Origin of the sequence: Microvirga lupini (assembly GCF_014191055.1) — a bacterium.
GTDB lineage: Bacteria > Pseudomonadota > Alphaproteobacteria > Rhizobiales > Beijerinckiaceae > Microvirga > Microvirga lupini_A.
In genome coordinates this window covers 12,804-38,870 of record NZ_JACHWB010000009.1, presented here as the reverse complement: position 1 = coordinate 38,870, position 26,067 = coordinate 12,804, and the positions used below count along the sequence as shown (strand labels likewise).

General features: G+C 60.4%; 23 protein-coding genes. 11 read left to right on the top strand and 12 right to left on the bottom strand.

Annotated elements, in window-relative coordinates:
* The first annotated feature begins 340 nt into the window (after nt 1–340).
* From FHR70_RS21565 to FHR70_RS21535, 7 genes are all read left to right on the top strand, one after another.
* On the top strand, nt 341–1,465 hold the full coding sequence (locus tag FHR70_RS21565; protein ID WP_425487892.1) for an ABC transporter ATP-binding protein: 1,125 nt from the start codon (nt 341–343) through the stop codon (nt 1,463–1,465).
* A complete protein-coding gene (locus FHR70_RS21560; RefSeq protein ID WP_183454100.1) occupies nt 1,462–2,340 on the top strand; it encodes an ABC transporter permease in 879 nt (292 codons plus the stop codon). Before FHR70_RS21565 ends, FHR70_RS21560 begins: the two co-directional genes overlap by 4 nt.
* An 8-nt stretch (nt 2,341–2,348) precedes the next feature.
* Entirely contained in the window at nt 2,349–3,128 is a 780-nt protein-coding gene (locus FHR70_RS21555; RefSeq protein WP_183454240.1) for an ABC transporter permease, read from the top strand.
* 41 nt (nt 3,129–3,169) lie between these two features.
* Entirely contained in the window at nt 3,170–4,237 is a 1,068-nt protein-coding gene (locus FHR70_RS21550) for an ABC transporter substrate-binding protein (RefSeq protein ID WP_183454098.1), read from the top strand.
* A gap of 107 nt (nt 4,238–4,344) precedes the next feature.
* Complete coding sequence (locus tag FHR70_RS21545) at nt 4,345–6,012, top strand: N,N-dimethylformamidase beta subunit family domain-containing protein (protein WP_246408403.1); 1,668 nt, start codon at nt 4,345–4,347, stop codon at nt 6,010–6,012.
* A gap of 80 nt (nt 6,013–6,092) precedes the next feature.
* Nucleotides 6,093–6,980, top strand: a complete 888-nt coding sequence (locus FHR70_RS21540; RefSeq protein ID WP_183454096.1) for a transketolase — start codon at nt 6,093–6,095, stop codon at nt 6,978–6,980.
* Nucleotides 6,964–7,974 (top strand): transketolase family protein, encoded by a 1,011-nt coding sequence (locus tag FHR70_RS21535; protein WP_183454094.1) that lies wholly within the window; start codon nt 6,964–6,966, stop codon nt 7,972–7,974. The genes FHR70_RS21540 and FHR70_RS21535 overlap by 17 nt, the downstream gene beginning before the upstream one ends.
* Before the next feature lie 18 nt (nt 7,975–7,992).
* Here FHR70_RS21535 and FHR70_RS21530 read toward each other — a convergent pair whose 3' ends face one another.
* The 10 genes from FHR70_RS21530 to FHR70_RS21485 form a co-directional block, all read right to left on the bottom strand.
* Nucleotides 7,993–8,715, bottom strand: coding sequence for a GntR family transcriptional regulator (locus FHR70_RS21530; protein ID WP_183454092.1), 723 nt, complete (start codon nt 8,713–8,715; stop codon nt 7,993–7,995).
* Between the two features lie 408 nt (nt 8,716–9,123).
* Nucleotides 9,124–10,551, bottom strand: coding sequence for an NAD-dependent succinate-semialdehyde dehydrogenase (locus tag FHR70_RS21525; RefSeq protein ID WP_183454090.1), 1,428 nt, complete (start codon nt 10,549–10,551; stop codon nt 9,124–9,126).
* A gap of 35 nt (nt 10,552–10,586) precedes the next feature.
* Nucleotides 10,587–11,657 (bottom strand): ABC transporter ATP-binding protein, encoded by a 1,071-nt coding sequence (locus tag FHR70_RS21520; RefSeq protein ID WP_210277738.1) that lies wholly within the window; start codon nt 11,655–11,657, stop codon nt 10,587–10,589.
* The gene (locus FHR70_RS21515; RefSeq protein ID WP_183454088.1) at nt 11,654–12,694 is read right to left on the bottom strand and encodes an ABC transporter ATP-binding protein; all 1,041 of its coding nucleotides are present in this window, start codon (nt 12,692–12,694) and stop codon (nt 11,654–11,656) included. The genes FHR70_RS21520 and FHR70_RS21515 overlap by 4 nt, the downstream gene beginning before the upstream one ends.
* Nucleotides 12,695–12,739: 45 nt before the next feature.
* Nucleotides 12,740–13,579 (bottom strand): ABC transporter permease, encoded by an 840-nt coding sequence (locus FHR70_RS21510; RefSeq protein WP_183454086.1) that lies wholly within the window; start codon nt 13,577–13,579, stop codon nt 12,740–12,742.
* An 8-nt stretch (nt 13,580–13,587) separates the two neighbouring features.
* Nucleotides 13,588–14,601, bottom strand: coding sequence for an ABC transporter permease subunit (locus FHR70_RS21505; protein ID WP_183454084.1), 1,014 nt, complete (start codon nt 14,599–14,601; stop codon nt 13,588–13,590).
* Between the two features lie 132 nt (nt 14,602–14,733).
* Nucleotides 14,734–15,972, bottom strand: coding sequence for an aminotransferase class III-fold pyridoxal phosphate-dependent enzyme (locus FHR70_RS21500; RefSeq protein WP_183454082.1), 1,239 nt, complete (start codon nt 15,970–15,972; stop codon nt 14,734–14,736).
* Between the two features lie 84 nt (nt 15,973–16,056).
* On the bottom strand, nt 16,057–17,640 hold the full coding sequence (locus FHR70_RS21495) for an ABC transporter substrate-binding protein (protein ID WP_183454234.1): 1,584 nt from the start codon (nt 17,638–17,640) through the stop codon (nt 16,057–16,059).
* Nucleotides 17,641–18,226: 586 nt separating this feature from the next.
* Nucleotides 18,227–19,891, bottom strand: a complete 1,665-nt coding sequence (locus tag FHR70_RS21490; RefSeq protein ID WP_183454232.1) for a N,N-dimethylformamidase beta subunit family domain-containing protein — start codon at nt 19,889–19,891, stop codon at nt 18,227–18,229.
* A 260-nt stretch (nt 19,892–20,151) separates the two neighbouring features.
* On the bottom strand, nt 20,152–20,904 hold the full coding sequence (locus FHR70_RS21485) for a glucose 1-dehydrogenase (RefSeq protein ID WP_183454080.1): 753 nt from the start codon (nt 20,902–20,904) through the stop codon (nt 20,152–20,154).
* A 573-nt stretch (nt 20,905–21,477) separates the two neighbouring features.
* Between FHR70_RS21485 and FHR70_RS21480 the strand changes: the two genes are divergently transcribed.
* Nucleotides 21,478–21,891, top strand: a complete 414-nt coding sequence (locus tag FHR70_RS21480) for an MbcA/ParS/Xre antitoxin family protein (RefSeq protein ID WP_183454078.1) — start codon at nt 21,478–21,480, stop codon at nt 21,889–21,891.
* Nucleotides 21,888–22,601: an RES family NAD+ phosphorylase gene (locus tag FHR70_RS21475; protein ID WP_183454076.1), complete on the top strand. Its 714-nt coding sequence runs from the start codon at nt 21,888–21,890 to the stop codon at nt 22,599–22,601. The genes FHR70_RS21480 and FHR70_RS21475 overlap by 4 nt, the downstream gene beginning before the upstream one ends.
* Here the strand turns inward: FHR70_RS21475 and FHR70_RS21470 are convergent.
* Nucleotides 22,586–22,825 carry a hypothetical protein gene (locus FHR70_RS21470; protein WP_183454073.1) on the bottom strand — a complete coding sequence of 80 codons (240 nt, stop codon included), beginning with the start codon at nt 22,823–22,825 and terminating at the stop codon, nt 22,586–22,588. The genes FHR70_RS21475 and FHR70_RS21470 overlap by 16 nt on opposite strands.
* A gap of 43 nt (nt 22,826–22,868) precedes the next feature.
* Here FHR70_RS21470 and FHR70_RS21465 point away from each other — a divergent pair, with 43 nt between their 5' ends.
* Complete coding sequence (locus tag FHR70_RS21465) at nt 22,869–23,483, top strand: peptidoglycan-binding domain-containing protein (protein WP_183454071.1); 615 nt, start codon at nt 22,869–22,871, stop codon at nt 23,481–23,483.
* Nucleotides 23,484–23,718: 235 nt separating this feature from the next.
* Here the strand turns inward: FHR70_RS21465 and FHR70_RS21460 are convergent, their stop codons facing one another.
* Nucleotides 23,719–24,084, bottom strand: a complete 366-nt coding sequence (locus tag FHR70_RS21460; RefSeq protein WP_183454069.1) for a DUF3572 domain-containing protein — start codon at nt 24,082–24,084, stop codon at nt 23,719–23,721.
* A 266-nt stretch (nt 24,085–24,350) separates the two neighbouring features.
* Here FHR70_RS21460 and FHR70_RS21455 point away from each other — a divergent pair, with 266 nt between their 5' ends.
* The gene (locus FHR70_RS21455; protein WP_183454067.1) at nt 24,351–25,487 is read left to right on the top strand and encodes a hypothetical protein; all 1,137 of its coding nucleotides are present in this window, start codon (nt 24,351–24,353) and stop codon (nt 25,485–25,487) included.
* The last annotated feature ends 580 nt before the right edge of the window (nt 25,488–26,067 follow it).

The window sequence follows — 26,067 nt, the reverse complement described above, 5'->3', positions numbered from 1 at the left end:
CCGCGACAGGAGCGCCGGTCGTTTCAGAAAGTGGCGGCCGGACGTGCGATCTCAGGTGCGTGTGGATTGGAACACATGGCTCACTGCGTATAGAAACCACATGGTACGGTGATCCGGTCACGACATACGAGGGAGAGACAGAATACCATTGAGCGGCGTGAGCCGAAATGAAGGCGGTTGGACCGCCGGCGCAGAGCTATATGGGGTAAGGAGATCCCCCTTGCGCTGATGATGGAACCACCGTAAGCTCGATGATATATCAAATGTGATATAGCGAAGAGCAGGCCTCGCTCGGTGAGTTGCGCGGGTTGTCAGCGGGGCCCATACGAACGGTGGGAACATCTTGAACGTGAATTATCCAAGCGACAAGGTACAGGCGGCCGGTGCCGCAGTTCGCATCCGGCGCCTCGAAAAGCGCTTTCAAAGCGTAATCGCCGTTGATGGCGTAGATATCGATGTATCTGCGGGTGAATTCCTTGCTCTGCTGGGCCCGAGCGGTTCTGGCAAAACCACGATCCTCATGAGTGTGGCTGGATTCGAGTTTCCCACAAGTGGAAGCATCAGTGTGGGCACCGAAGATCTGACCTACGTCCCAGCCAACAAGCGCAATCTTGGGATGGTGTTCCAGAACTATACGCTGTTTCCCCACATGTCGGTCCTCGACAATGTTGCCTTCCCTCTAAAGATGCGCGGCGTTCCCAAGGCTGAGCGATATGCCCGTGCGGAAGAGGCGCTCGCAACGGTGCGCCTGGCAGGCTATGGAAGCCGCCATCCTAATCAGCTCTCGGGAGGACAACAGCAGCGCGTGGCGCTTGCCCGCGCGATCGTGTACCGCCCCCGTGTGCTGCTGATGGACGAGCCACTCAGCGCACTCGACAAGAATCTACGCGAAGAAATGCAGCTGGAAATCAAGCGGCTTCATGCAGAGCTTGGCATTACGGTCATCTTTGTCACCCATGACCAGAGCGAAGCGCTCACTATGGCGGATCGCGTGGCGGTGCTGAAGGACGGTAGAATTCAGCAGATCGGCCCCTCACGTGAACTCTACGAGCGCCCAGCCAACCTCTTCACGGCGGGGTTCATCGGGGAAATGAATTTCATCAATGTCACGGCTGAAGGAAGCGGCGGGAACATCTCCGTACTACTCCCCTCTGGCGAGCGCTGGCAACTGCCCGCCAGCGCCGCTGTCGAACCATTGACAGGGTGCCAAAAGGCTGTGCTTGCAGTTCGTCCGGAGCGCCTTCAGCTCGGCGATGCACACAATGGGTTCACGTTTCGTGTCAAGGTCGACGACGTCGTTTACGCCGGATCCGCGTCCCTTCTGATTGGAACCCTCCCCGACAGCACGGAGATTCGCGCTCGGCTGCCTGGGGCATCCGACCTCAGTGCCCTTGCTCTCGGATCAACTGCCGTCTTCACCATCCCGAAGGAGGCAATTCTTCTCTACCCAGGAGCGGCTCAATGACGACTGCCACACGCTCCCGGTTCTGGCACTCCGACGGGCGGCGGCTGAGCGGACTCGCGACGCTGCTCCTGCTTCTGCCCTTCTTCGCCATCATTGCCTTCGTATTCATCTATCCGTTAGCCCAGCTGCTCTTCATCAGCTTCTTCGAGCCGAAGCCGACCCTCGACAACTACGCACGCGTCGTCGCGAATCCGGTTTACACGCGCGTGCTCCTACGGACGCTTTGGACGGCGATGCTCGTTACCGGGCTGTCTGTCATCCTGGGCTTTCCAGTAGCCTATTACATGAGCCGCGTGCGGGGTGCGCTTGCCGCGCTCGTCGGTGTTTGCGTGATACTGCCTCTTTGGTCGAGCGTGCTGGTTCGAACTGCAGCTTGGTCCTTCCTGTTCCAACGCGAAGGCTTGATCAACTCTGCCCTGATGGCAGTGGGAGTCACCTCCGAGCCGATCAAGCTGCTCTACACTCAGGGTGCGGTGGTCATCGCAATGACCCACGTCCTTCTGCCGTTCATGATCCTGCCGATTTATGGCACCCTGCGCAGCATCCCCAACGACTATATGCGAGCGGCGGCCGTTCTGGGCGCCACTCGGCTGCGCACCTTTACTGAGGTCATCCTTCCGCTCAGCATGTCAGGTGTCGCAAGCGGCTCCCTGCTGGTGTTCCTGACGGCGCTGGGCTTCTTCATCACTCCAGCGCTGCTCGGGTCCCCGCAGGAACTGATGGTTGCGACACTTGTCTCCCAGCAGATCCGCGAGGTGCTCGACTGGCCGTTTGCCTCTGCGCTGGTCGGCGTGCTGACGCTCTTCGTCACCTTGCTCGCACTGATCTTCAGTAAGACTTTGCGCTTCGACCGCCTGATGGGGGCCCAAACATGAAGCCGGCGTTGGACAGGGGATCACTCGCGCTGGGCGCCTACGTCTATACGGTGCTAGCCTTCGTCATCATTCCGCTGGTGATCATCATTCCGATGTCGTTCGGCCAGAATGATCATCTCGAGTTCCCACCGAGCGGCTTCACGCTGAAGTGGTATGCGGAATATTTCACGAGTCGTGGATGGCGCAACGCGACCTGGCTGAGCATCCAGGTAGCGTTCCTCACTGCAATATGCGCCACTTTGATTGGAACAGCAGCGACGTACGCCATGGTGCGGGGTCGTGGACAGCTCGCCAGTCTTTTCCAAATCCTGCTGATCGGGCCGATTATCGTGCCGCACATTGCGTTGGCGGTCGGACTCTATCTCTTCTTCCAAACCATTGGACTCTCAGGCACGGTTCCGGGATTTGTTCTGGCTCACACCGTTCTCGCCCTGCCCTTCGTGGTATTCACCACTGCAGCGGCTCTCGGCAAGGTCGACGCCAATTTCGAAGCCGCTGCCATGAGTTGTGGCGCGACGCGGTGGACGGCGTTTCGCTTGATCACCCTGCCCCTGATCCTGCCGAGTGTCGTGAGCAGCGCATTCTTCGCTTTCATCATCTCGTTCGACGAACCGGTGGTCTCCTTCTTTCTGTCAGGGGTCCGTCAGAAGACCCTGCCCCGCCGGATGTTTGAGGATATCGAGCAGAACCTCACCCCTGTCATTCCGGCCATTGCAACACTGCTCATCGTCCTGTCCGTTGCAATCCTACTCGGCGCCTATGCCATGCGTTCGCGCGCGAGGAGCTAGTTGAGTCCTACACAGAACAGCAAAGCCAGAGGAGAATATTGATGCCGAAAATCGTGTTGAACTGCACCGCCGCAACCATCGCGCTTGCCGCGGTGGTTGCCGGTTCGCTGCCGAGTGCGGCGCAGGATCTTGAGGATCAACTGGTCATCGCCACAACCGGCGGCCTCATGGGCAATGCCCTCAACAAGTACTTTTACGAGCCTTTCGGCAAGGCCAAGGATGTCGAGGTTGTTCCCGTAGCGATCGAAGTTCCCGATCAGTGGGCTCGTGCCGAGGCCATGATGCGGACTGGGAACGTAGAGTTCGACATTGTTACAGCAACGGGTCCTGACCTAGTGGCCCGCACGAACATGCTGGAGAAAATCGACTGTTCGCAGCTCCCGAATGTACAGAAGTACGCTGTGCCCGATGCGTGCACGCCCTACGGCGTTGCCAGAACGACAGGAGGCATGCTGCTTACGTACAATACCGAGGCCTTCAAGGGGAAGGCTCCCAAGACTTGGTCAGATTTCTGGGATGTGAAGCAGTTTCCGGGGCCTCGCGGCCTGCCTGACACCGGGGATCGTGACTGGTGGGTGCCGGTCGCGGCTCTGCTGGCCGATGGCGTCAAGCCCGAGCAGCTCTTCCCGCTCGATCTCGACCGCGCTTATAAAAAGCTGGACGAAATCCGCCCGCATGTCGCCGTCTGGTGGAAGACCGGCGATCAAGTGCAGCAGATCATGCGGTCGCGCGATGTCGTCATGACCATGAGCTATTCGGGACGCTCTCTGGCCATCATCAAAGAGGGCGTCCCAGCGGCTATGTCATGGGAGGGTGCTATCCGTGACACAGGCTACATGTCGATCCTCAAGGGCGCGCCTGACAAAAAGGCGGCTATGGCCTATCTCGACTACTTCTATGCGAGCACGGACACCCATGTGCCCTTCATGCGCGACGTCCAGTATGCAACAGCCAGCAAGTCGGCGATCGAGCTCATGAAGCCGGAGGAGCGGGATCTCTATGCTACGTCACCTGCGAACTATGAGAAGCTGGTAAAACCCGATTTCGAGTGGATCGGCGCTCACCGCGATGAGCTTCGCCAGCGCTGGACTGCCTGGCTCACTCGCTGACCCGGCAGTCGCCTCGTCGTGCAGTTATCCGATACAGGCGGCCGTGATCGCGGCCGCCTGTGTTGAGGGTTCCTATGACAGGATCAGCCAATGGATCACGCCTAGTCATGTCAGAAAAGCACTCATTCCTGTCTCCTGAACTGGGTTCCATCAATGTCGCCGCCCGCAAGACAAGGCCGATGCATGCGGATGAGCACTGGAACAGCCAACCATGGTACGAGGCGCCTCGCGAGGACCCTCGTGTTCCCGAGGTCTACACTTACACCGATGCGATATCCTATGACCCGGGCGACGAGGTAACCTTCCATTCCAGCGCAACAGCGAAGACCTGGCGGCTGCAGATCTATCTTGATGGATTGGAGCCGGAAATGCTGCACGAGGCGGACGCCCTGGAAGGCGTGTTCGCCCCGACCCCGGCCGACGCATATCGCAATGGGTGCAAATGGCCGGTCAGCTACCGCTTGAAGCTGCCCTCCAACCTTCGCTCAGGCTTCTACCGTGTGGTTTCCTCCTGCGAGCGCGCGAACGGCACCCGATTCGTCCAGCACCACTTCTTCGTCGTGCGCCCGACCGGGGCTACGCGGCGAGGCAGGATCCTCGTGGTCCTGCCGACCGCCACTTGGACTGCCTACAACGATTTCGGTGGCGCCAATCACTACTTCGGTGTTGAGGGCGAGAACCAGGACCAGGCCTCGCCGGTCCTGTCCCTGGAGCGGCCTTGGACGCGCGGCGTAGTTTGGCTTCCTGCCGGCGCGCCACGCATTTGTGCCGATCCCGAGCCGGAAATGGGCGATGCACCGCGCTATCCGATGAAGGAATGGGCTTTTGCCAACGGCTTTGGCCAGTACTACGCAGCGGCCGGATGGGCTCAATTCGATCGCCACTTCGTGCTTTGGGCTGAGAAGGAGGGCTATGAGCTCGATATGATCACTCAGACCGACCTTCACTATAGGCCGGAGCTCCTCGATGCGTACCCATGCGTGACCATCGTCGGTCATGATGAATACTGGACTTGGGAAATGCGCGACGCCGTTGAGCGTTATGTCGAGCGCGGCGGCCGGCTTGCCCGCTTCGGCGCCAACTTCCTGTGGCAGATCCGGCTGGAGGATGAAGGAAAGCGGCAGGTCTGCTACAAATTCAAGGCAGCTCACAACGATCCTGTCGCGGGAACGGACAAGGCTCACCTGCTGACGACTGCATGGGAAGATCGCCATGTGCGCCGGCCGGGCGCATCGACCGTCGGCGTCAACGGCGTCCATGGCCTCTATGCCTCCTGGGGAGGGTTTGCTCCTAATGGCCAGAAGGGATTTACGGTCTATCGGCCGGAGCACTGGGCCTTCGCTGGCACGGGGTTGCACTACGCCGACATCTTCGGCGACAAGCAGCGCATATTTGCATACGAGGTGGACGGGCTGGACTATACCTTTCGCCACGGCCTCCCCTATCCGGTCACCGTAGAGGGCCAGCCGGAGACAATACAGATTCTTGCCATGGCTCCGGCCGTTCTGGCTGAGGACGAGCCACAGGGTGATGGGTTCCGCTATTATGTGCGCGGCAGCGACCATGAGGGCTTGGTAGAATGCGTCACCGGCGAGATCACGCCTGAAGGGCTCGCTCGATACAAGTATGGATCCGGCATGATGGTGCACATGACCCGCGGGAAGGGCGAAGTGCTGACAGCGGCGACCTGCGAATGGGTGATGGGCCTCAAACGCGGCGATCCGTTCACCCAACGGATTACCCGCAACGTTCTCGACCGATTCACCGCCGCTTGAGATGCGTTCCATATAGGTGGCGTTTCGCAAGGTCAGGTTGAAAGGGAGAGTTCGATGTACGTCAGGACAGGATGCGAGGAATGAGCGAGAAGGAAGTAGCCGAGCGCCAGCCGGCGCCCCGAACGACCGATGCCGTTGAACTCGCACGTATCGCGCGGCGTCTCAGGCAGGACGTCATCAGACTTGTGGCGCCGACGGGGCAGGGTTATGTGCAGCAAGGGCTTGGGGCGGCGGATCTGTTCGCAGTCCTCTACTTTGCCGAGCTGCGGCTCGACCCGGCTGATCCCGAGTGGATGGACCGCGACCGCTTCCTGCTTTCAACGGCCCATAACACGGCAATCTTCTACGCCACACTGGCTGCGCGGGGAATCGCGGATCCGGCTGCCGTCGAGGACTACTGCAAGGATGGATCGCCGTTTGAAGTCAACGCCTCCGAGCGCGCTGGCCGGATGATCGAGGCAACCCTCGGCTCCCTCGGCCAAGGACTGTCGGTCGGCATCGGCATGGCACTCGCAGCCCGGCGGCGCCATTCGCCGTCACGTGTCTATGTCCTGCTTGGCGACGGCGAACTGCAGGAAGGGCAGCTGTGGGAGGCCGCACTTTTTGCTGGCAGTTCGCACCTCTCCAACCTCTGCCTGATCGTCGACGACAACGAAATGCAGGTGGAGGGGCATATCGATAAGGTCGTGAAGGTCGCGCCGATCGACGAGAAATTCACCGCATTCGGCTGGGTCGCCGAGAGAGTGGATGGTCACGATGTCCCTGCACTCCTTGCCTGCCTCGAGCGCGCGCGCGGGCGGGACCGGCCAACCTGCATCGTAGCCCAGACCCTTGCAGGCAAGGGCGTGCCTTCCCTTGAAGGCTTGCTCGCGCACAATCTGAAGCTGCCACCGGACATTGCACAAGAGGCACTGCAGGCGCTGGCCGCCTCGGAAAGGATGGAGGGAGCAAATGCAGCCGAAGCCTGATCGAAGCTCGCTCGAGGTTCATGATTTCAATGCGCGGAGCAAAACCGCGGCAGGTGCTGTTAAACATTACGGCGAGGCTCTGCTCGAGGCTGCGCGACGCGATCCGAGGATCGTCTGCCTGACTGCGGATCTCACCCTTCCCACCGAAACGGACCTGTTCCGCGACGCACTGCCGGATCGCTTTCATCAGGTCGGTATTGCCGAGGCCAATATGATTGGCATCGCGGGCGGGTTGGCGAGATCCGGAGAGATCCCGTTCGTTCACTCTTTCTGCGTCTTCGCGACGCGGCGCTGCTATGATCAGATCGCCATGCAGGTCGCTTATCCGCGGGCGAATGTGAAAATTGTCGGCGTCATTCCCGGACTCACGACGATGCTCGGTGTGTCGCATCAGGCGATTGATGACATTGCCCTGATGCGGGCCTTGCCGAACATGACGGTGATCGAGCCTAGCACACCGGAGCAGGTGCGCGCTGCTGTCGTGGCGATCGCCGCCCACGAAGGGCCAGTTTATCTGCGGCTCAAGCGCGCCGACGGCGCCGAGGCACCGGCGGAGCCGGCATCTGCGTTCCAGATCGGTCGGATGCGCGTCCTACAGCAGGGGCGGGATGGGCTGATCGTTGCCTGCGGGATGATGGTCGACATTGCCCTGCGCGCTGCGTCGGCGCTCGGTCGGGAAGGCCTATCTCTCACAATCGTCGACATGCCGACAATCAAGCCGCTCGATCCGGATTTGGCCGAGTTAGCGCGAGGCCTGCCTGTGATCGTCACTGCCGAAAATCACTCGATCATCGGCGGGCTTGGCAGCGCCGTAGCCGAACTTCTAATGGAACGAGGCGTGCGTGCTGAATTCCGGCGCGTCGGGGTTCGAGATACCTTCGCCGAGGGCGGCTCGACTCCCTACCTGTTTCAGAAATACGGCTTGTCGGAGCAGTCGCTCATCGATGCGGTGAAGGATGCCCATGCCCGCCACACCGTCGAAGGAAGGAAATGATGCCAGCCGGCCGAGTCTTCAAAGACCCGGCAGAGGTATGGTCCGAGTGCTGCCATACCTCTCGAGCAGACGAACCAGCTTCTGCCCCCCCTCCATCATATCCGCTTGAATCGCTTCGCGAACCTGGTCTGGCCGCCGCTGCCGCAGAAACTTGAGAACGGAAAGGTGCTGGTGCTCGTTCGGATAGGTCGGCGGAGCATATGGATAGTGGAAGTTCAGCAGTGGTCCGTTGCGCATCCAGATATCGTCGAGAATGGCGAGAACCTCTGGGAGGTCTGATCCATCATAGAGGCAGTGGTGAAACTGCCAGTTGGCGCGTACCGCATCCGACCACCGTTGCTCCTTCTCCGCGCCAATCAGCTCCTCATGGTATGCGGCCATCTTGTCGATGTCAGCTTCCGAAATGCGCGTGGTCGCATGCTCTGCCGCCAAGCCTTCAAGGAAAAGTCTTACGGTTCTCAGTTCGATGTACTGCTTCGCGGTCATGTGAGAAACGATGATCGAACGGCCTGCCTGCATTTCCAGGGCTCGTCCGCGCACGAGCTGCATCAACGCCTCGCGGATAGGTGTTTCGGAGACATTCATCGTCGCCGCAAGATCACGGATTTTGAATCTATGACCGGGCCAGAACCTGCCTTCCATGAGCGCTTGGCGCAGGTTGTTGTAGACAAGGCCGGTCAGGCTGTCGCGGGTGACCGGACCTACACCGGTGTCGCCAGGCATCTGGTCAAAATCGGCCATGCTGTATCCTAGATGGGCCTTCCCGCTAAGAACTCAGCGTGCCACAGCCCCTTTAATATATAATATAGCGAACGGACTTTGTTTGCAAAGGACGTCTAAACCTTCAGGTGATTGGGAGCAACCGAATTCACATTGCACTGGGCACCTCTCGTTGTCCTTTGCAGCACGAGGTGCTGAGTTTCCAAGCTATATCTGGGGATCCATAGCACCCGCCCAAGAAGCGAGACGGTGACACAGAAATCGTTGGTAGCTTGCCTGCAGTTCGAGCGATAAGAAAGGCCCCCCTAGGCCGAGAAGCGTGAGGCAGGACCATCAGTCGGTGCCTCCTCGCGCGATGCCGCGAGAGGCGCCTCTTCCGTTCCAAGACGACTCGGATGGCAAATCGAACCCATTCCCACGGCAGCCCGATTAGTTCGCGTGGGAAACGAACCTCGTGTTGAGGTAAGCTTCCATTGCCTCTGTGCCGCCTTCAGAGCCGTAGCCAGAATCCTTGATGCCGCCGAATGGCACTTCGGGCAGTGCCAAACCGTAATGGTTGATCGAAACCATTCCGCTTTCTATAGAGGACGCGAGGGTGCTTGCGTGCTCGGCCGAGCGCGTGAATCCGTAGGCGGCGAGGCCGTAGTCGAGGCGGTTCGCCTCGATGATCGCCTCGTCAAGGAACTCGTATCGTAGCACGAGTGCAAGAGGCCCGAAGGGCTCTTCGTTCATTGCTCGTGCTTCGCGCGGAACGCCCGTGAGGACGGTCGGCTCGAAGAAATATCCCTTGTTGCCCAACCGGCGGCCGCCCGTCGCAATGTGCGCGCCCTTCGATACGGCATCCTGAATCAAGTCCTCCATGGCGTGGACTCGGCGAGCGTTGGCGAGCGGCCCCACAACGGTTCCCTCCGCAAGCCCATCGCCGACTTTGAGCGCCTGGGCAGCCGCAGTGAAGCGGCTGATGAACTCATCATGCACGTCGGCATGGACGATGAACCGAGTTGGCGCCACACAAACTTGGCCGGCGTTGCGGAACTTGCTAGCCGCGAGAGTCTTTGCGGCTCGGTCCACATCGGCGTCCGGGAGGACGACTGCTGGAGCATGGCCTCCCAGTTCCATGGTGGCACGCTTCATATGAAGCCCTGCGAGGGAGGCAAGCTGCTTTCCGACCGCGGTCGAGCCGGTGAAGGAGATCTTCCGGATTGTCGGATGGGGGATGAGATGCCCGGAAATCTCGGCCGGGCTCCCATAGACGAGGTTCAGAGCCCCAGCTGGCAGTCCTGCATCCGCATAAGCGCGCACCAGCTCGGCTGGGGCGGCAGGCGTCTCCTCCGGTGCCTTGAGAATGACCGAGCAACCGGTGGCAAGCGCGGCGGAGATCTTGCGAACGGCCTGGTTGATTGGGAAGTTCCATGGCGTGAATGCCGCGACGGGGCCGACAGGCTCCTTGATCACAAGCTGCTGCACATTGGCGGCGCGCGCGGGAATGACACGGCCGTAAGTGCGCCGCGCCTCCTCGGCAAACCAGTCGATGATATCCGCAGCGGCAGCAATTTCGGCCCGCGATTCGACGAGCGGCTTTCCCTGCTCGAGAGTCAAGAGCCGGGCAATATCCTCGGTCCGGCTCCGCAGCAGGTCGGCGGCCCGGCGCATCAGCTTTGATCGGTCGAAGGCCGGGACCCTACTCCAGGCGGCGAAGCCGCGAGAAGCGGCGTCGAGAGCGCGGTCGAGGTCGTCCGGACCCGCGCAAGCGACCGTGCCAATCACTTCTTCAGTCGCAGGGTTGAGGACTGGGATGGGCTTGCCACTGCCGGGGCCCCAAACGTTGTCGATGTAGAGTTGAACGTCAGGATACATGATGGGATCTCCGGATAGCGTCTCGGCTGCAGCCGTCAGGCGATAGGGACTGGTGTCGAACCCGTCAATGACCCGGAAAGTGACGGATCGAGTGCAGGCTCGGCGAAATGGCAGGCCGCACGGTGACCTAGTGTGTACTCGACCAGGGGCGGCTCCTGTTCAGCGCAGATTCCCTGCGCCTTCCAGCACCGGGTGCGGAAACGGCAACCCGAAGGAGGATTGAGCGGGCTTGGAACATCACCCTTCAACACGATCCGCGTGCGCCCCCTCTCCTTCTCCGGATCGGCGATGGGAACCGCAGACAACAGCGCCTGCGTGTAGGGGTGACGGGCGCCGCGATAGAGCTGCTCCGCCTCGGCGATTTCAACGATCTTCCCGAGATACATCACCGCGACGCGATGTGAGATATGACGAACGACAGACAGATCGTGTGCAATGAAGACGTAGGCTGTCCCAAGCTCCTGCTGAATGTCCTTCAGAAGGTTCAGCACGCCGGCTTGGACCGACACGTCGAGCGCGGAGACGGGCTCATCCAGCACGATGACGTCCGGTTGCAGTGCCAGCGCGCGCGCGATGCCCACCCGCTGCCGCTGGCCGCCGGAGAGCTCGTGCGGATAGCGGAGCTTGTGTTCCGGACCGAGGCGGACAAGCTGGATCAGCTCGTCGACGCGCCGCTCACGATCCAGTTTCGAAAACCCTGCATTTCTCAGAGGCTCGGCAATGTTGTCACCGATCCGCATGCGCGGATGCAGCGACGAATAGGGATCCTGGAACACGAGCTGGATATGCCGCCGCTTGTGGCGCAGCCTCTCGCCGCTCAGTGAAACGAGATCCTCGCCACGGAATATAACCTGCCCGCTAGAGGGCTCGATGAGCTTGAGAAGACAGCGGCCTAGGGTGGACTTGCCGCAGCCCGACTCTCCAACGAGGCCCAGCGTCTCGCCTGAAGCAAGATCGAAGGAAACGTCAGCGACGGCGCGCACATGTGCCACGACCCTGTTGAAAAGCAGCCCGCCTCGAACCGGGAATTCCTTCACCAAGTGGCGCACCGACAGCACTGGTGCGCCCGCGACCGCCTCGCTCGGTTCCATGCCGTTTCCGCTCATTGGTGCACCTCCGTAGTCTCAGGTCCGGCTGCTGCCTGATGAACGGGCATCTGCTCGAGACTATCGGCGAAGTGGCAGGCTGAAAGGCTTGCGCCAGCAAGCCGGAGGGCCGGCTCCTCCTTCAAGCACACCTCCCTCGCATAGATGCAGCGGGGATGGAAGGCGCAACCGGTCGGCCGGCGTCCGAGGGGTGGCGGCGTCCCCTCAATGGAGAAAAGCCGCTCTCGCTTCTCGTCGAGCTTTGGGATCGAGGAGAGGAGCCCGCGCGTATAGGGATGCCGCGGATCGCGGAAGAGGGCGCCGACCTCCGCCGCTTCGACCACCCGTCCCGAGTAGATGACGGCGACACGGTCCACGTTCCCGGCAACCACTCCAAGATCGTGAGTGATGAGCACGATGCCGAGGCCGAGGCGATCGCGCAGGCTCTTCAGCACCTCGAGGACCTGAGCTTGCACGGTCACATCGAGGGCTGTCGTCGGCTCGTCGGCGATCAGCAGATCAGGACCGTTCGCGACGGCCATGGCGATCATTGCACGCTGGCGCATGCCCCCTGAAAATTCATGCGGATACTGAGAGACTCGTCTATCGGGCTGGGGGATTGAGACGAGGTCGAGCAGTTCGACGGCGCGGTCATACGCCTGTTTGCGGGAAATTCCCGGCTGATGCAAGCGGATGGCCTCGACGATCTGCGAGCCGATGGTCAAGACCGGATTGAGCGAGGACAGCGGGTCCTGAAAGATCATGCCGATCCGCGATCCGCGAAGCTTACGCATCTCGGACTGTGGCATTCCGACGAGTTCCTTGTCCTGGAACCGCACCGAGCCTGCGACGCGTGCCGTTCGCGGGACAAGACCAAGGCAAGCCAGCATCGCAACCGATTTGCCCGATCCGGATTCACCGACGACGCCAACGACCTCGCCGCGGGCGACATCGAGATCAATGCCGCGCACGGCGTCGAGCGTGACGCCGCCGACTTGAAAGCCCACGGTGAGATTGCGGACCGACAGGAGAGACTTGTCTTGGTGCTTGAGCATCATGGGTCTCGACTTGGAACTGACTACCTCAGGGCCAACATCGCCTTGTTAATGGGTTCTCGGATCGAGCATGTCGCGCAGTCCGTCCCCGAGAAAGTTGAATCCGAGCACGACCGTCAGGATCGCGAAGCCCGGCCCGAAGGCGATCCACCATTGATAGAAATGAATGGCGCCATCCGATACCATGGAGCCCCATTCCGGCGTTGGCGGGGTTGCTCCGAGACCGATGAAGCTCAACGATGCAGCAAGGAGGACCACCTGTCCGAAATCCATCGTGGCGTTGATCAGAACAGGCGTCCAGCACAGTGAGAGGATGTGGGTGAACAACAGTCGGGTGCGGCCTGCGCCGCCGGCAACAGCCGCCTCCACGTGCTCGCGCTCTCGTATCTCGAGCACCTGGCCTCGCATGAGCCGTGCATAAACCGGCCACCAGACCAGAACCATTGCGATGGCGGCATTGGTCAGACCCGGCCCAAGCGAGGCAGCGACTGCCATAGCGAGAAGCACCGGAGGAAACGAAAGGGTAATGTCGACGAGCCGCATGATGGCGGCGCCAATGAGACCTCCGAAGAACCCGGCGATTCCGCCGAGCAGGGACCCAATCGCCACAGCCGCCACGACAACGCCCAAGGCGACAGGCAGCGAGTACTGAACCCCATAGAGCGTTCGTGTGAGCACATCCCGGCCCAGAGCATCTGTCCCGAGCAGATGGGCCATGCTGGGCGGCTGAAGTCGCCGGCCCACTAGAGCCAAGGGATCATAAGGCGCCCAGAAGTCGATTGTGGCTGCCACGACGATCCAAAACAGAATGACGAGCGCGCCGACCAGCAATGGGATCGTCAGCCATTCCGGAGCCTTGCGACGGGGGACACTTGCCGATGAGGCCATGCTTCGTCCTAACTGAGGCGGATTCGGGGGTTGGCGAGCATATAGGCGATGTCTGTCAGAAGGTTTGTGACCAGGAAGGTCACGCCGCCGACGACGGTCACGCCGATGATGGCCGGATAATCGAGCGCGCGCGCCGCTTCGACCGCATAGGATCCCATGCCCGGCCACGCGAAGATGGTCTCCGTCAGCACCGCTCCGGTAATCAGGTAGGCGAACGAGTGGCCGATGACGGTCAGTGTCGGGACGAGCGTGTTGCGCAGCGCATGATGAAGCAGAACCCTCAGTTCTCCTGCACCTTTCGCTCGGGCCGTCAGCACATACTCTTGATTGAGCACCTCGAGCATGTTGGCCCGCACAAGCCTGGAGATCGTTCCCGTCACCGTCCAGCCAAGCACAAAGGCCGGCAGAATGAGGTGATGGAGCGCATCGACGAATGCAGCGAGATCGCCGGCGAGCAGGGTATCGAGGGTAATCATCCCCGTGATCATGGGTGGCGGCTGCAGACGAGCATCCAGGCGCCCCGGACCCGGCAGCCAGCCCAGTTGGACCGAGAAGATGAAGAGCAGGCCGAGCCCTGACCAGAAGACGGGGAGCGATGATCCGACAAGGGCGAACAGACGTGAACCGTGGTCGAGCCAGCCGTTCCTGTAATAGGCGGCCAGAACCCCGAGAGCGATCCCGAGCACCGTGCCGATGATCATTGCCGCAATCACCAGTTCCAGCGTGGCTGGCAGGCGTTCGAGCAGGTCCTGCAGGACAGGCCTCTTGGTCGTAAACGACGTTCCAAGGTCGCCTGTGAGGAGCTTGCCCGTATAGACGAGATACTGCTCGGGCAGGCTGAGGTCCAGCCCCCACCGCTGCTTGGCTGCTGCGACCACCTCCGGATTGCTCATCTGCTGCTCGGAGATGATGGCTGTCAGTGGGTCGCCTTTCGTCACCCGCGACAGGAAGAATGTGATGGTGATGATGCCGAGAATGAGAAATGGCATCGTCACGAGGCGTCGGATCAAATAGCCTGACACGAGCGAAATCCTCCAGCATGGTTAGGCCGGCCCGGGTACCCTGCAGCGTAACGCGGGGCCTGGCGCCGAACCAGGCTCGCATGGGACGGCATGGCGCATACGGGCAGGGCTCGTCCGCCGCCCAACGTATCCTCAGCCTGCCGCCGCCTCGCGGGCCACGGCGGCAAAGCCAGCCTCGGCCGCCGCCAGGATGCGATCGACATCGGCCGGGGCGTGCGCTGCCGACAGGAACATGTTGTGCTTGGGATGGAAGTAGGCGCCGTTTCGCAGTGCCGATGCGCAGAACAATGCCGCCTTCTCGAAACTCGGGTCGCCCTCAAACAGAACCATAGGCATCTGTGCTGGACCGGTCTGACGCAGTTTGAGGTCGTGCCGCGAAGCGAGGGCTTCCATTCCCGTCCGCAAGCGCTGCCCCATGTCCCTCATATGTGCAATCGCCTGCGTGTCACGCAGAGTCTTGATAGTCGCCACCGCAGCCGCCATGGCGACCGCGCCACACCAGAACGATCCCGTGACGTAGACCTTCGTCGCAGCCTCACGGAACCGGTCGCTCCCTGTGACGGCGGCCAGAGGGTGGCCGTTGGCGATGGCCTTGCTCCAGGCGCTGAGGTCGGGACGAACCCCGAGCGGCTCCCAGCTTCCTCCAAGATCGATGCGAAAGCCCGCGCGTACGTCGTCGACGATGAGCGCAGCGCCTTGAAGGTCGCACAGCTGGCGAGCCCGCTGGGCAAAACCGGCCGTCGGCATCTCCTGATCCCGGCCGATATCGTGCCGGAAAGCGGTGACAATGATCGCGGCGAGATCAGAGCCGGCTTGGTCGACAGCCTCTTCTAGGCTCTGAACGTCGTTGTAGTCGAAATGGATGAGGTGCGCCCGGTCCTCGGTCGTCACTCCCGCGAGAGACGGGGTGCACCACGGCACGGCTCCATGATAGGATCCCCGCGCCACCAAGACCTTGCGCCTCCCGGTTCCCGCACGGGCAAGGGTAACGCAGGCAGTCGTGGCGTCTGTCCCGTTCTTCTGAAACATGACCCAGTCTGCATGCGGGACGGTGTCGACCATCAGCTCGGCCAGCTCGACGAGAACATCACCAGGTCCGTTCATGCTGTCGCCACGCTCCCGCTGCCGGCGCGCCGCGTCCTCGACGGCAGGGTGATGGTGGCCGAGAACGATAGGGCCCCAGCTGCACATGAGGTCGACATACTCGTTGCCGTCCACGTCCCAGAGGCGGCACCCCTCCGACCGTGCGAAGAACTGCGGGTAGGCGTCACCCAGATAGCGGGTGCTCATGTGACCCCACATGCCACCTGGGATCACCTGTTCGGCCCGGCTCCGCAGTGACCGGTCGATGGAGTTGATTAGCTTCGTCATGCAAGTACCAGATCCCAGCCTCAAACCAAAAAATCAATGATGGGAGAAGGACGGGAGACGCCTATAGCGTCTCCCGGTGAAACGTCAGCGGCTGATCTCTGCAATGGGCAGGTTGCAGCAGGCGCTATAGCGCACGCCCTTGACGCCCTTGTTGTAGGCAAGGATCAGGTTGGGGCTCACCAGCGGCAGAATGACCTTGTCCTTGATCATCTCAAGTCCGATCTCGTGATAGATCGTCGCGGCCTCCTCGCCTCCGGATGCAAGCGCCTTCTTCAACAGCTCCGACTCCCGCGGGTTGATCACCGACGGGTCGTTCGCCGCACCGGCCCGCTTGGCCCAGGGAGATCCCGGCATCATCCCGAAGTACTCCACGTACTGGGCCGAGCCAAAATAGTCGGGCGCGTAGAACACGGCCGTCAGCGGAATGCCGTTGCCGCTCACCTGCTCGCGCCAGTTGGAGAAGGTCATGGGCTGAAGATTGACCTTCACGTTGATTTTGCTCAGCTCCTGCTGAACCTTCTGCATCAGGAGCGAGAGATCGACGCCGTAAGCATTGAGGTTCGGGAATGCGGCATCCAGCTCGAGGTTGCCGGCATTGGCCTTGGCGAGCTGATCCTTGGCCTTGGCCGGATCGTAGGGCTCTTCCGGAAAGCCGCTGCCTCCGGGAAAGCCGAGCGGGATCGGAGCGGAGATGAGCTGTCCCTCCTTGCCGAGCGTGAACTCGAGGATTTCCTTGCGATTGAGGCCGAGGCTGATCGCCTCTCGGACCTCCTTCGTCATCTTCACCTTGTTGCCCTTCGCTCCGGGAGAGAGGGCGAGATAGATGAAGTTGTAGGACGGCACCGTCTGAACGGTCACGTCCTTGCTCCGGATTGTTTTGGCTGTGTCCGGGTCGATCTGCATGGCGATGTCCGCCGTCCCGCTCTCGAGCATCTGTGCTTGGGCGACAGCATCCTTGACCTGGCGGAAGACAACATCCTCGATCGCCGGTGCACTGCGCCAGTATTGCGCATTGCGCTTCAAACGCAGCTCGTTGTTGGGGCTGTAGGATGTGAGGACATAAGGACCGCTGCCAGGGGAGTTCTGGAGAAACCAGCCCTCGGCATTGTCCTTGGTGGCGGCATCGGCGGCTGCCATTGCGCCATTGGCTGAGGCAACCTTGCTGTTTACGACGGCCATATAAGGGGCCGAAACGATGTTCAGGAACTCGGAGTTGGGCGCGGCCACGGTTACGACGACGGTTTGCGGATCCGGCGTGTCGATCTGAGTGATGTTCTCCGCCAGGAAGGCTGCGCTGCCCTTCAGGTTCTTCAGCCGCTCCCACGACCATTTCACGTCCTTGGCCTCAACCGGAGATCCATCGCTGAACTTGGCCTTCGGGTCGAGCTTGAACGTGAACTTGGTCTGATCCGCGCTCGCCTCCCAGCTGGCGGCCAGCAGCGGAACGAGCTTGTTGTTGGTGTCTAGCGTGAGGAGCGTTTCATAAACGGTGGAATTGTAGATCTGGCAGGTGTCACAGAATGAGCGGTGCGGGTCGAGTGAGTTGAGGTCCATGTTACGCGCGATTACGAGCGGTCTGCTCGCTCCCTGGGCGTAGCCAGAAGATGGAGAAGCACATGCGATGCCTGCAGCGAGTGCGAGCATGGCTGTCGTACGGCTGGAATGCATGACCCATAGGCGATAGGGCAATTCGTGGAAGTTGAGACGCTTCATCAATTTCTTCCCCTCTGAATGGGCCGGTGTTCGGCCGGTTGACTGATCAGGCGGGTCCGTAGACGGGGCCTGGGCTTGCCGAGTTGCAAAGCGTTTGCTCCAGCTGGCGGACGGGCTCCTAGGGACTCCCGAACACCCAGTCGGCATCCGCAGTCGTAAGCCTTCCTCACGCGTATGGGTGCTTGAGCAGTCGACAAGCCGCCACAACCCACCACTCCATACATGATATATACTATTTTCTGCTTTCCAAGAGGTTTCGGACCAGTTCAGGATAGGCGTGTTCCGAGTGCGGCTGCGGGATGGGCATGTCGTCAGAAGGAGACCTGCTGCCGAAGAGTCTTGCACCAGGCATCAGGACAGGAGCCGTGCTGTTCCAAGCGCAATACCGACGCCGACAGTCAACGCAGCTTCCCTCGAGAACGATCAGATGAATTCCTGCGAGGGCGGACCGGAGTGCCGGGACGGCGCGTTCTTCCCTTGTTGAAGAACGCGCCGTCTGTCCGCCGATGGTGAGCCGTCGTCCCCATCGGCGGCTTTTCGATCAATCCGCGGTAAAGCGGCTCAGCACATTGCGGGTGATCTGTTCGGTGAACTCGTCGCGCCGGGTTAGGCCCATGACCCACTCGCAGCTGCCGGCCGTGACGACCTCGCCTGCGCCGCGTGCCATGGCGACCAGCATTCCCGAGCCATACTGCATCTTCCGTCGCTTGGTCGCGTAATCGCCGCCCGCTAGAGTGGCGATGTCATGAAGGTCGCCGTCGCGCAGCGAGAAGCGCCGCCCCTCGCCCGGATGTTCCTCTTCAAACATGGTGGCCGGGGTCATGGCCAGGATATCGATTTCCGGCGCCGCGCCCGATCCGTCGACTGGATAGGGCAGCCCGTCGCGGAACGTGTACTCGAGGCCATCCACTTCGTAGCCGAAGATCCCGGCCTCGGCTCCGAAGACATCGGCATAGCGCAATTGCGTGCCTTCAAAGACCCAGTGGTCCGAGCGGTACACGGTGAAGCCGCGCGATCCGCGCGGCGCATGCCCGCCGAAACCGGAATACATCCCGTGGCACCCGCTGACCCCGACCGTCGAGGAGCCGTGCCAGTTCACCGCCTCGCCGTCCCAGATAGAGGTCAGCAGGTGCTTGCGCTCGGGATCGTCGCGGACCGGGTCGTGGGTGGGAGCAAGCGTCTTGTAGCAGATCTGGCGCGCGCCCTCTTCCTCCAGCCGGATCTGCCACAGGAAGTTGCCCCCGAAACGAGCGAAATGGCCGCCCTTTTCGACCCAGCCCTCGACGTGCTTGCGCATCTCCCACGACCAATATTCGTCGTGACCGGCAACCGCCAGACAGGAGTAACCCTCCAGCAACTCCGGGCGGTAATGCAGGTCAGTCTGGGTGATGACATCGATCTCATAGCCCTCCTTCTCGGCCCAGACGAGGAAATGCCGGTCGTACTGCGCCCATCCCGCCGAGACCCAGAATTGCGCGAAGCCCTGCTGATAACCCCATTCGCGCGCCGGATAGCGCGGCCCGTCACCCATGGCGGGCAGACGGTCCACCGTGGTGCGCGCGCCGCCCTTGGGCAGCCAGAGCATCGGGCGCGACCAAGGCCGCTTCAGACTGAGGATCGGCGAGGCATGGTTCTTGTCGGGCCCCCAGGTGCCGAAGTAATGGTTGCCGCCGCCCCAGTCGTTGTAGGCGGTCCAGGTTCCGGTGCAGGGCATGAAGACGATCTTGCCGCGCCGCGTGGCCTCCGTCGGGCGCACGACGACGAAATGGTGCTGCACGAAGCGCTGCCCGTCCCTGCGCAAGCAAGTCGAGACGATCCGATAGAATCCCGAGCGCTGATCCGTCGGGATCCTCCAGCTATGCAAGACCGGCCAGTCGCAGCCGTCCATATAGGCCGTTTCCGAGGTCTTGGTGAATTCGCCCTTCAGGTCGAACGCCTCATGCGCCATCTCGGGGCGATAGCCGTCGCGGTAGATCTGGATGTTCCAGCTGTCCGCCGTAGTCGAGACGCGGAACTCGACCGTCTCGCCGGGGTCGTACGACATCTGGTCGGTGTAGACGTAGACTTCAGGCAGGTCCCGGTCCTCCCGCGGGAACTGGTAGCGGAAGTCCGAGGAGAAGTGGTCGTCGGGATGCGCCTTGCGCACGGTCCGGGGTTTGATCGCGTGCGTTCCCAATTCGGGAAATTCAAACAGCTTGGAGGTCATCGGCAATCCTTGCGATGGTTGGGACACGGATTAAGCGCTGCCGGCGCGGGCGGTGGCGAGGAAGCACCCTCTACGGGCGGGAGCAGCAGGGACGATGTGCCGGTTTGTTCCCGCACGGACGCGCATTCCGTCACTCTTGGGTTAAGTTGATGGCGGCGTTCAGAGCCAACCCAGCACGGCTGCATGGCGTATGCTCCATCGGAGAATTGAACAGACCTGTTTTGAGGATGAGGAACAGCTCAGGAGACACCAGCAATCACTCAGATCCCTCGGCCGCCTGCGATGAGCAGAGTTTCGCCAGAGATCCAGGAAGCCTCGTCGGAAGCGAGAAACGTCGCGGCGGGCGCTATATCCGTAGGCCACCCTATCCGACCCAGCGGTGTCGTTTCAAGGAACGTGCGAAGCCGCTCTCCTGAAATCAGCCCTCCCGACACGGTACCTTCCGTCTCGATAGCGCCGGGCCGTATTGCATTGACGCGAATTTTCCGAGGGCCGAGCTCCTTTGCCAGAGAGCGCGTAATCGAATCGACTGCTGCCTTGGTCGCGCTATAGACCGTTCCGTGCATGGGCGAAGATGTGCTCGCAAGGGAGCTGATGTTGATGACAGAGCCACCGCTTGGAGGCATCAGCGCGATCGCATCCCTCGTGGTCAGCAAAAGTCCGAATACATTGAGGCCAAACATCCATTGTAGGCTTGTCTCAGTAATCTCCTCCAATGGGAAATATCGAAACACGCCAGCATTGTTCACGAGGATGTCGACGTGGCCGAGAATCGCCTCGGCTTGAAGGAACAAGTTCCGCCGTTGTTCTGCATCGCTGACGTCGGCTCCAACCGCTACGGCGCGGCCGCCCTGCTCGACGATCGTCTGAACAACGCGATCAGCTCCCTCAGCGCTTGATGAGTAGTTAACAATGACAGCTGCCCCAGCGGCGGCGAATTGCAACGCGATCTCAGCGCCGATTCCTTTGGAGGAGCCGGTAACGACGGCTGTTTTGCCCTTCAATTTCTGCACGCTGACATTCCTCGACGCCCGCAGGACACGCTGACACCCTGAAGCGGATCCGGCTATGATATTCAGCAGGCAATGATGCTCCAGCTACAGTCACGATATTTGATATATCAGAAGTCGACAAGTGCCATGCTCTTTCTGTTGGTCTGAATGGTCAGCGTAGCTCCATGTGTAACTGGTTAGGAGCCCATGCCTTAATCCGAGGCAGATCTATTAAGCGAGGCCACAATCGATGTTGAAGTTCCTGCTACCTACAGCAGAAGAATCAATATTACATTATTTTACCATGTGATGCGGCTCAGGTGGTCAAACCCGTTCCTTGCAAAGATCTGGCGTTGAGCTTGGAGCACTGGCTACAGACTTCTTGTCAAAACGCTTATTAAGCAAAATGTTATATTGAAAGCTTTCTTCTTGCTTCGATCTAAGGTTCTCGCTATAGCAGCGGGGTCCAACATAATCTCGTCGTTAAGCTGAACTGCAATGATAAAACTCCGTTTCATCTATGCGGATGTAAGGAACAGCATCTTGCCATTTGGCATTAAAATTAGTATATAATGCCATAATGGAGATGCTGCTATGGCTGTTTTACTGCCCGTCGACACCGCACCCAAAGACTTCCGGCCCTCACCGATCACCGATGACGAGGCCGCCGCGATGTTTCGCGCAGCGCTCAACTTGTTCCGCTTGTGGGACATTAATGATGAGGAGGCGGCCACCCTGCTCGATCTGCCAGTGCGAACGTACCGGCGCTGGAAAGCGGGTGATATCGGCCGCATCGACCGCGACAGCAAGGCCCGGCTGTCCAACCTTATGGGCATTCATAAAGCCTTGCGAATTATCTTCCGCGAACCGCAGCGCGGTTATGCTTGGATCAAGAAGCCAAACTCCGCATTTGCGAACAGGTCGGCCCTTGAGGTGATGCTCGGCGGCGAACTCACGGACTTGATGCGCGTCCGCCGCTATCTCGACGCCGAGCGGGGCACTTGGTGATTGATATAGACTTGGTTTCCATCTCAGAGATCAGGTGGCCCAGGTCCATTCGTATCATCCGAAGCATCTTTCCACCGATCGACCTCTTCGAGGACATTGCTGACCCAGCCGATTGGCCCCTGATTATCTCGGCGGAACAGAAGACCAATCCCCGCTTGATGGAGACCATCGGCAATCTCGACCTCGTCCCGGAACAGCGTCGCGTCGCCGGCCCGGGGGCGAGTTACCTCATGGCTCCTTTTACACATGTGAGCACTGATCGGCCCAGTCGCTTCAGCGATGGTACGTTTGGCGTCCTCTACGCGGGGAACACCTTTGAAGTCGCCCTGTTCGAGACGATCCACCACCATGGCAAGTTTATGGCCCGCACGGATGAACCGGCTGGTTGGACCTCTCAATTCCGCGAGATCTTGCTCGACATCAATGCACAACTGCATGAGCTCAGGAGCAGTACAGCTGATCAGTCGGGGCTGCTCCGGCCCGACAACTACGAAGCGAGTCAAGCATTAGGGTATAAGCTTCGTGCTACAGGCTCCAACGGTGTCGTTTACCCGAGCGTTCGCTATCCAGGTGGCGAGTGCGTGGGTGTGTTTTATCCAGACTGCGCCGCAAATCCCATTCAGGGTCGTCATCTCGACTATCACTGGAACGGCACGACGGTTGATCTCTACCGCAATGCGAACACCGGCCAAGTCTACCGGATCGTGTAGCCGTCACAACAAGTTTCGCCGGTCACCATCGTTACTCGCACCTGACTTCCGGCGCCGCAACTGAAAACGAGATCTTTACCAAATTGGGCCTGTGCTGAAGCCAGCAGTTTGGTGTTGATTTCCAGCTGCAGACGAACACGTTTGGTTAACCATGCGTCGCCAAACGCCTCGCAGCGTCCTATTTGCGTCACAAGCTCGACCCAATGCGGAGCTGATGTGAGCACACAACGCTCTCAGACATTCAGCTAACGATCCGCGAGTAAGCTCATGAGCTATGTGAAAACCCAAGTTAGGCTGCAGCTCGGTGCAACAGGCACAGGTCTCCTGGCAGCGACGGCGATCGGCTGGGGCCTGTTCGTGTACTCCGTCCTGTCTACAGGATTTGAGGAGCACACGCTCCAGAGTGAGAATCGGCAGTTTCGGCAGCAGATTGAGACTATCACCGCAGAGCGCGATCAGCTGGCGAAAGCCAATGATCAAAAGGTTCTGGCGGGCCAAGATCTGAACACGATGCTGGCGCGGATCGAAGCAGCAACCGAAGAACTCCAGCAGCTGGACTCTCTGCGGGCGAGCGTTAGTCAGGCGATTGAGCAAACCCGCCTTCAGTTCACCGGACCGTCAGATCAGCCTGCAGCCATGACGGAAAGTCCCACAGTCAGCACGACGTCAGCGGTTCGCCTTTCCAAGCAGGAGATCCGCACAGCGCAAGAAGCGCTTGTCGACTTCGGGTATGGAAAACTAAAAGCCGATGGGTCGTTAGGACCCTCTACCCGCAAAGCCGTTGAAGCCTTTGAACGATCCAAAGGTCTTCCTGTCACTGGCAAGCTTGGAACTGCGACCCTTCAGGCTTTGAGAACTCACACGGCCTCGGTGACACAATAGCTTTCACGCCACGCGGGCCGCTCAAGGAAGCCTATCTGTCGGTATCCTGACCTTCAAGCCTGGCCGCTGTGACGGGGAGCCTCGGCCGTGGGCCACGGCTTTTTCTCGCGTTACACCGAAACTGTCATCGGATTCGAGCATTACTCCGAGTGGAAGCTGGTACTCCAATCCTGGCTTTCCGAAACAGGAGGCCTTCTCATCGGCCTGGCAACGGCGGGTGAGGAGGCCTGTCTCTTTAGTGGAACAGGTTGCGCCTCGGCAGTTGAGGGGCCGCCTCGATTTTCTTATCCCCATTGAGTGGCCTCATATCGGACTCTGGCGACAGATGCACGATGGCCGCCAGGATGGCGGCTGGCCGGATTTTCAGCTCCTCATCGATTGCCTTCAGGAGTTCGTCGTCTTTCGCGACATACTCGAGCACACCCAACAGGAAATGCGATGAAGTGGCTGACGCGCGGATCGTCTCCGGCTGAAGGCCGGTGACGTTCAGAAACTGGATGATCCGATCAACATCTGAAACAATGAAGTTCAGGACCTGGATGGCGACACTCTCGGCATCACCCCGGCCGGCGATGGCCCTTCCCTGGAATGTCTCGGTCATCTCAGCCTCCACCGCTTCCCGTATCTGCTGACACCTGGATATAGGAGAGTCCATCCCGTGATGATAGCGGCTTCAGGTACGCTTGAAAGCGGGCCTGTTCTGCTTTCCCGCCTGACGGATGGAGCAGACCCGCACCGACGGGTTGGAATTTGGCGAGACCGGTGTTAATCCCCTACCCGTTCCCTACACCTCTTTTCCGAGCCGAGAGATCAGGACGCAGCATCGTCCTCGGCCTAACAACATTTTTCAACGATCAGGATTGCCAGATGCCCGGCATCGCACGTCAGTTCGAGCCGCAAATTACCCGTAGCGGTGGTGCTCCCTCCAAGTTCCGCTTCACGATCCGGTGCTCGGATTGTGCCAGTGCAGACACTTACGAGGCCTCCAAGCCCACCAGCAATGATGCCGTCAAAGGCTACTTCAACGAGCGCGGCTGGCTGCTCGGTCGTGCTCCTTCCTTTGACCTCTGCTCGGCCTGCTTGGCCCGACCACGGCACGCTCAAGAGATGAAATCGGCAGTCCCGCGTCCCGAGACCAGAGCTGCGGACAAGCGGCACCAGGACACCGCCGACATTCTAGCCCGGCACTTGGGCAAGCCGGACGCTCTGGCCGCCGAGGTCTTCCGCCCGAAGGAAGCCAAACCGCCCCAATCCTCCGCACCGAAGGCACTGCAGCCAACCCATTCCACGCTAGCTCTTTCGCCAGAGGTTGAGCAGGCTCTGGCCGGAATGGCAGCGGACCTGAAGGGCTTGCGATCAGCCGTGGAGCTCATGGCGGATCAGGTGAGCCAACTCGTAACACTTAGTGGTCAGCAGATCGAAGCCCTCGCACGCTTGGCTCCTGCCTTCACCCGGTCGACGGAGGGTCTCTCAGGCGGCCTTCGGCAGATTATCGGCGCCATCCAGGCGATGCCGCACGTTGCGAATCCTGTCGCTGATCAGCCGTCTGTGATGAAGGCTGAGGCCAGCCCTGAGTTGACGCCAAGCGTCGATGCCGAACCGGCGCCTGTGCCAGAACTGGAGGTGCAGGAGGCGCCATGGCGGGCTGGGCGTAAGCGGAAGGCCGAGCCCAAAGAGGGACAGATCGCGGCTGCCGTGGTTGTGGTGAAATCCATTGCGGACGCCAAGCGCCCGGATCGGTTCTACACCTCCATCCGCCTGCCGCGGGCGTTGTGGGACAGTGCGGGCTTCGGGCCGGACGACCGCCTGCTGCTCGACTGGAGCGGCAAGGCCCTGACCATCGAGCGCGCCACAGAGGGCGGCGTGAAGCCGAAGTCGATCGGTGACACCTCCGTCGTTCTGCAATCCTGGAAGCTCGGCAACCTCAACTTCGATCAGCTGAAGGTCAGAGGCGCCAACGGCTCTTTGCGCCTGACCGCCGGGCGCAAACGCTCGGAGACATGATCGTTACGCGATACGTGCAGAGTGCTGAAGGATCCAAGCCAGCAATCCTGTGCTTTCGAGCAGAAGCCTTCGGCGACCGCGACCTGTTGAGGGAAGCCGCAGGACCTGAACTGCCTTTGCGGATCCATCACGGCTTGCCATCGGCCCGCGCACAGAGCGGCAACCAGTTGGTCTTGAGTGATCACTGCCTTCTTGATGGATCTTGCGGAGTGTGGCGGTTCCAGAAAGAGCAACCCACCAGTAAAGATGATGTCAGTGTGGCCAGAGCGGTGGACGCACTGGTTTTACGCTCCAGCAGGACAATCCGCGGGGCTGAATTCCTTCAGCCCTTCAAAACAGCTCCACTTTCGGCGTGTGTCGGAGGGGATTAACTTATCCGCATCCGTTAATAGATTTTTAACGTTTCTGTTTATTGGAATTTATACTTGCAATAATCCAATATTCCGCTATCTTACAGCCAAGCCGATGTGGTGACGGCCCGCCCATTCGGGGCGGCCCCAAGCCGGTGCTGGTAACACCGTCAAAGGGCCTGACCACAGTACGTGTCCTGAGGAGACCCGACTATGGCTGCTGTATGCAG

Coding starts and splice junctions, on each gene's coding strand:
- FHR70_RS21540 (WP_183454096.1), top strand. CDS start 6,093: ATGAGCGAGAAGGAAGTAGCCGAGCGCCAGCCGGCGCCCCGAACGACC.
- FHR70_RS21465 (WP_183454071.1), top strand. CDS start 22,869: ATGAGCTATGTGAAAACCCAAGTTAGGCTGCAGCTCGGTGCAACAGGC.
- FHR70_RS21560 (WP_183454100.1), top strand. CDS start 1,462: ATGACGACTGCCACACGCTCCCGGTTCTGGCACTCCGACGGGCGGCGG.
- FHR70_RS21500 (WP_183454082.1), bottom strand. CDS start 15,972: ATGACGAAGCTAATCAACTCCATCGACCGGTCACTGCGGAGCCGGGCC.
- FHR70_RS21520 (WP_210277738.1), bottom strand. CDS start 11,657: ATGAGCGGAAACGGCATGGAACCGAGCGAGGCGGTCGCGGGCGCACCA.
- FHR70_RS21545 (WP_246408403.1), top strand. CDS start 4,345: ATGTCAGAAAAGCACTCATTCCTGTCTCCTGAACTGGGTTCCATCAAT.
- FHR70_RS21460 (WP_183454069.1), bottom strand. CDS start 24,084: ATGACCGAGACATTCCAGGGAAGGGCCATCGCCGGCCGGGGTGATGCC.
- FHR70_RS21515 (WP_183454088.1), bottom strand. CDS start 12,694: ATGATGCTCAAGCACCAAGACAAGTCTCTCCTGTCGGTCCGCAATCTC.
- FHR70_RS21455 (WP_183454067.1), top strand. CDS start 24,351: ATGCCCGGCATCGCACGTCAGTTCGAGCCGCAAATTACCCGTAGCGGT.
- FHR70_RS21490 (WP_183454232.1), bottom strand. CDS start 19,891: ATGACCTCCAAGCTGTTTGAATTTCCCGAATTGGGAACGCACGCGATC.
- FHR70_RS21530 (WP_183454092.1), bottom strand. CDS start 8,715: ATGGCCGATTTTGACCAGATGCCTGGCGACACCGGTGTAGGTCCGGTC.
- FHR70_RS21535 (WP_183454094.1), top strand. CDS start 6,964: ATGCAGCCGAAGCCTGATCGAAGCTCGCTCGAGGTTCATGATTTCAAT.
- FHR70_RS21510 (WP_183454086.1), bottom strand. CDS start 13,579: ATGGCCTCATCGGCAAGTGTCCCCCGTCGCAAGGCTCCGGAATGGCTG.
- FHR70_RS21495 (WP_183454234.1), bottom strand. CDS start 17,640: ATGCATTCCAGCCGTACGACAGCCATGCTCGCACTCGCTGCAGGCATC.
- FHR70_RS21480 (WP_183454078.1), top strand. CDS start 21,478: ATGGCTGTTTTACTGCCCGTCGACACCGCACCCAAAGACTTCCGGCCC.
- FHR70_RS21550 (WP_183454098.1), top strand. CDS start 3,170: ATGCCGAAAATCGTGTTGAACTGCACCGCCGCAACCATCGCGCTTGCC.
- FHR70_RS21525 (WP_183454090.1), bottom strand. CDS start 10,551: ATGTATCCTGACGTTCAACTCTACATCGACAACGTTTGGGGCCCCGGC.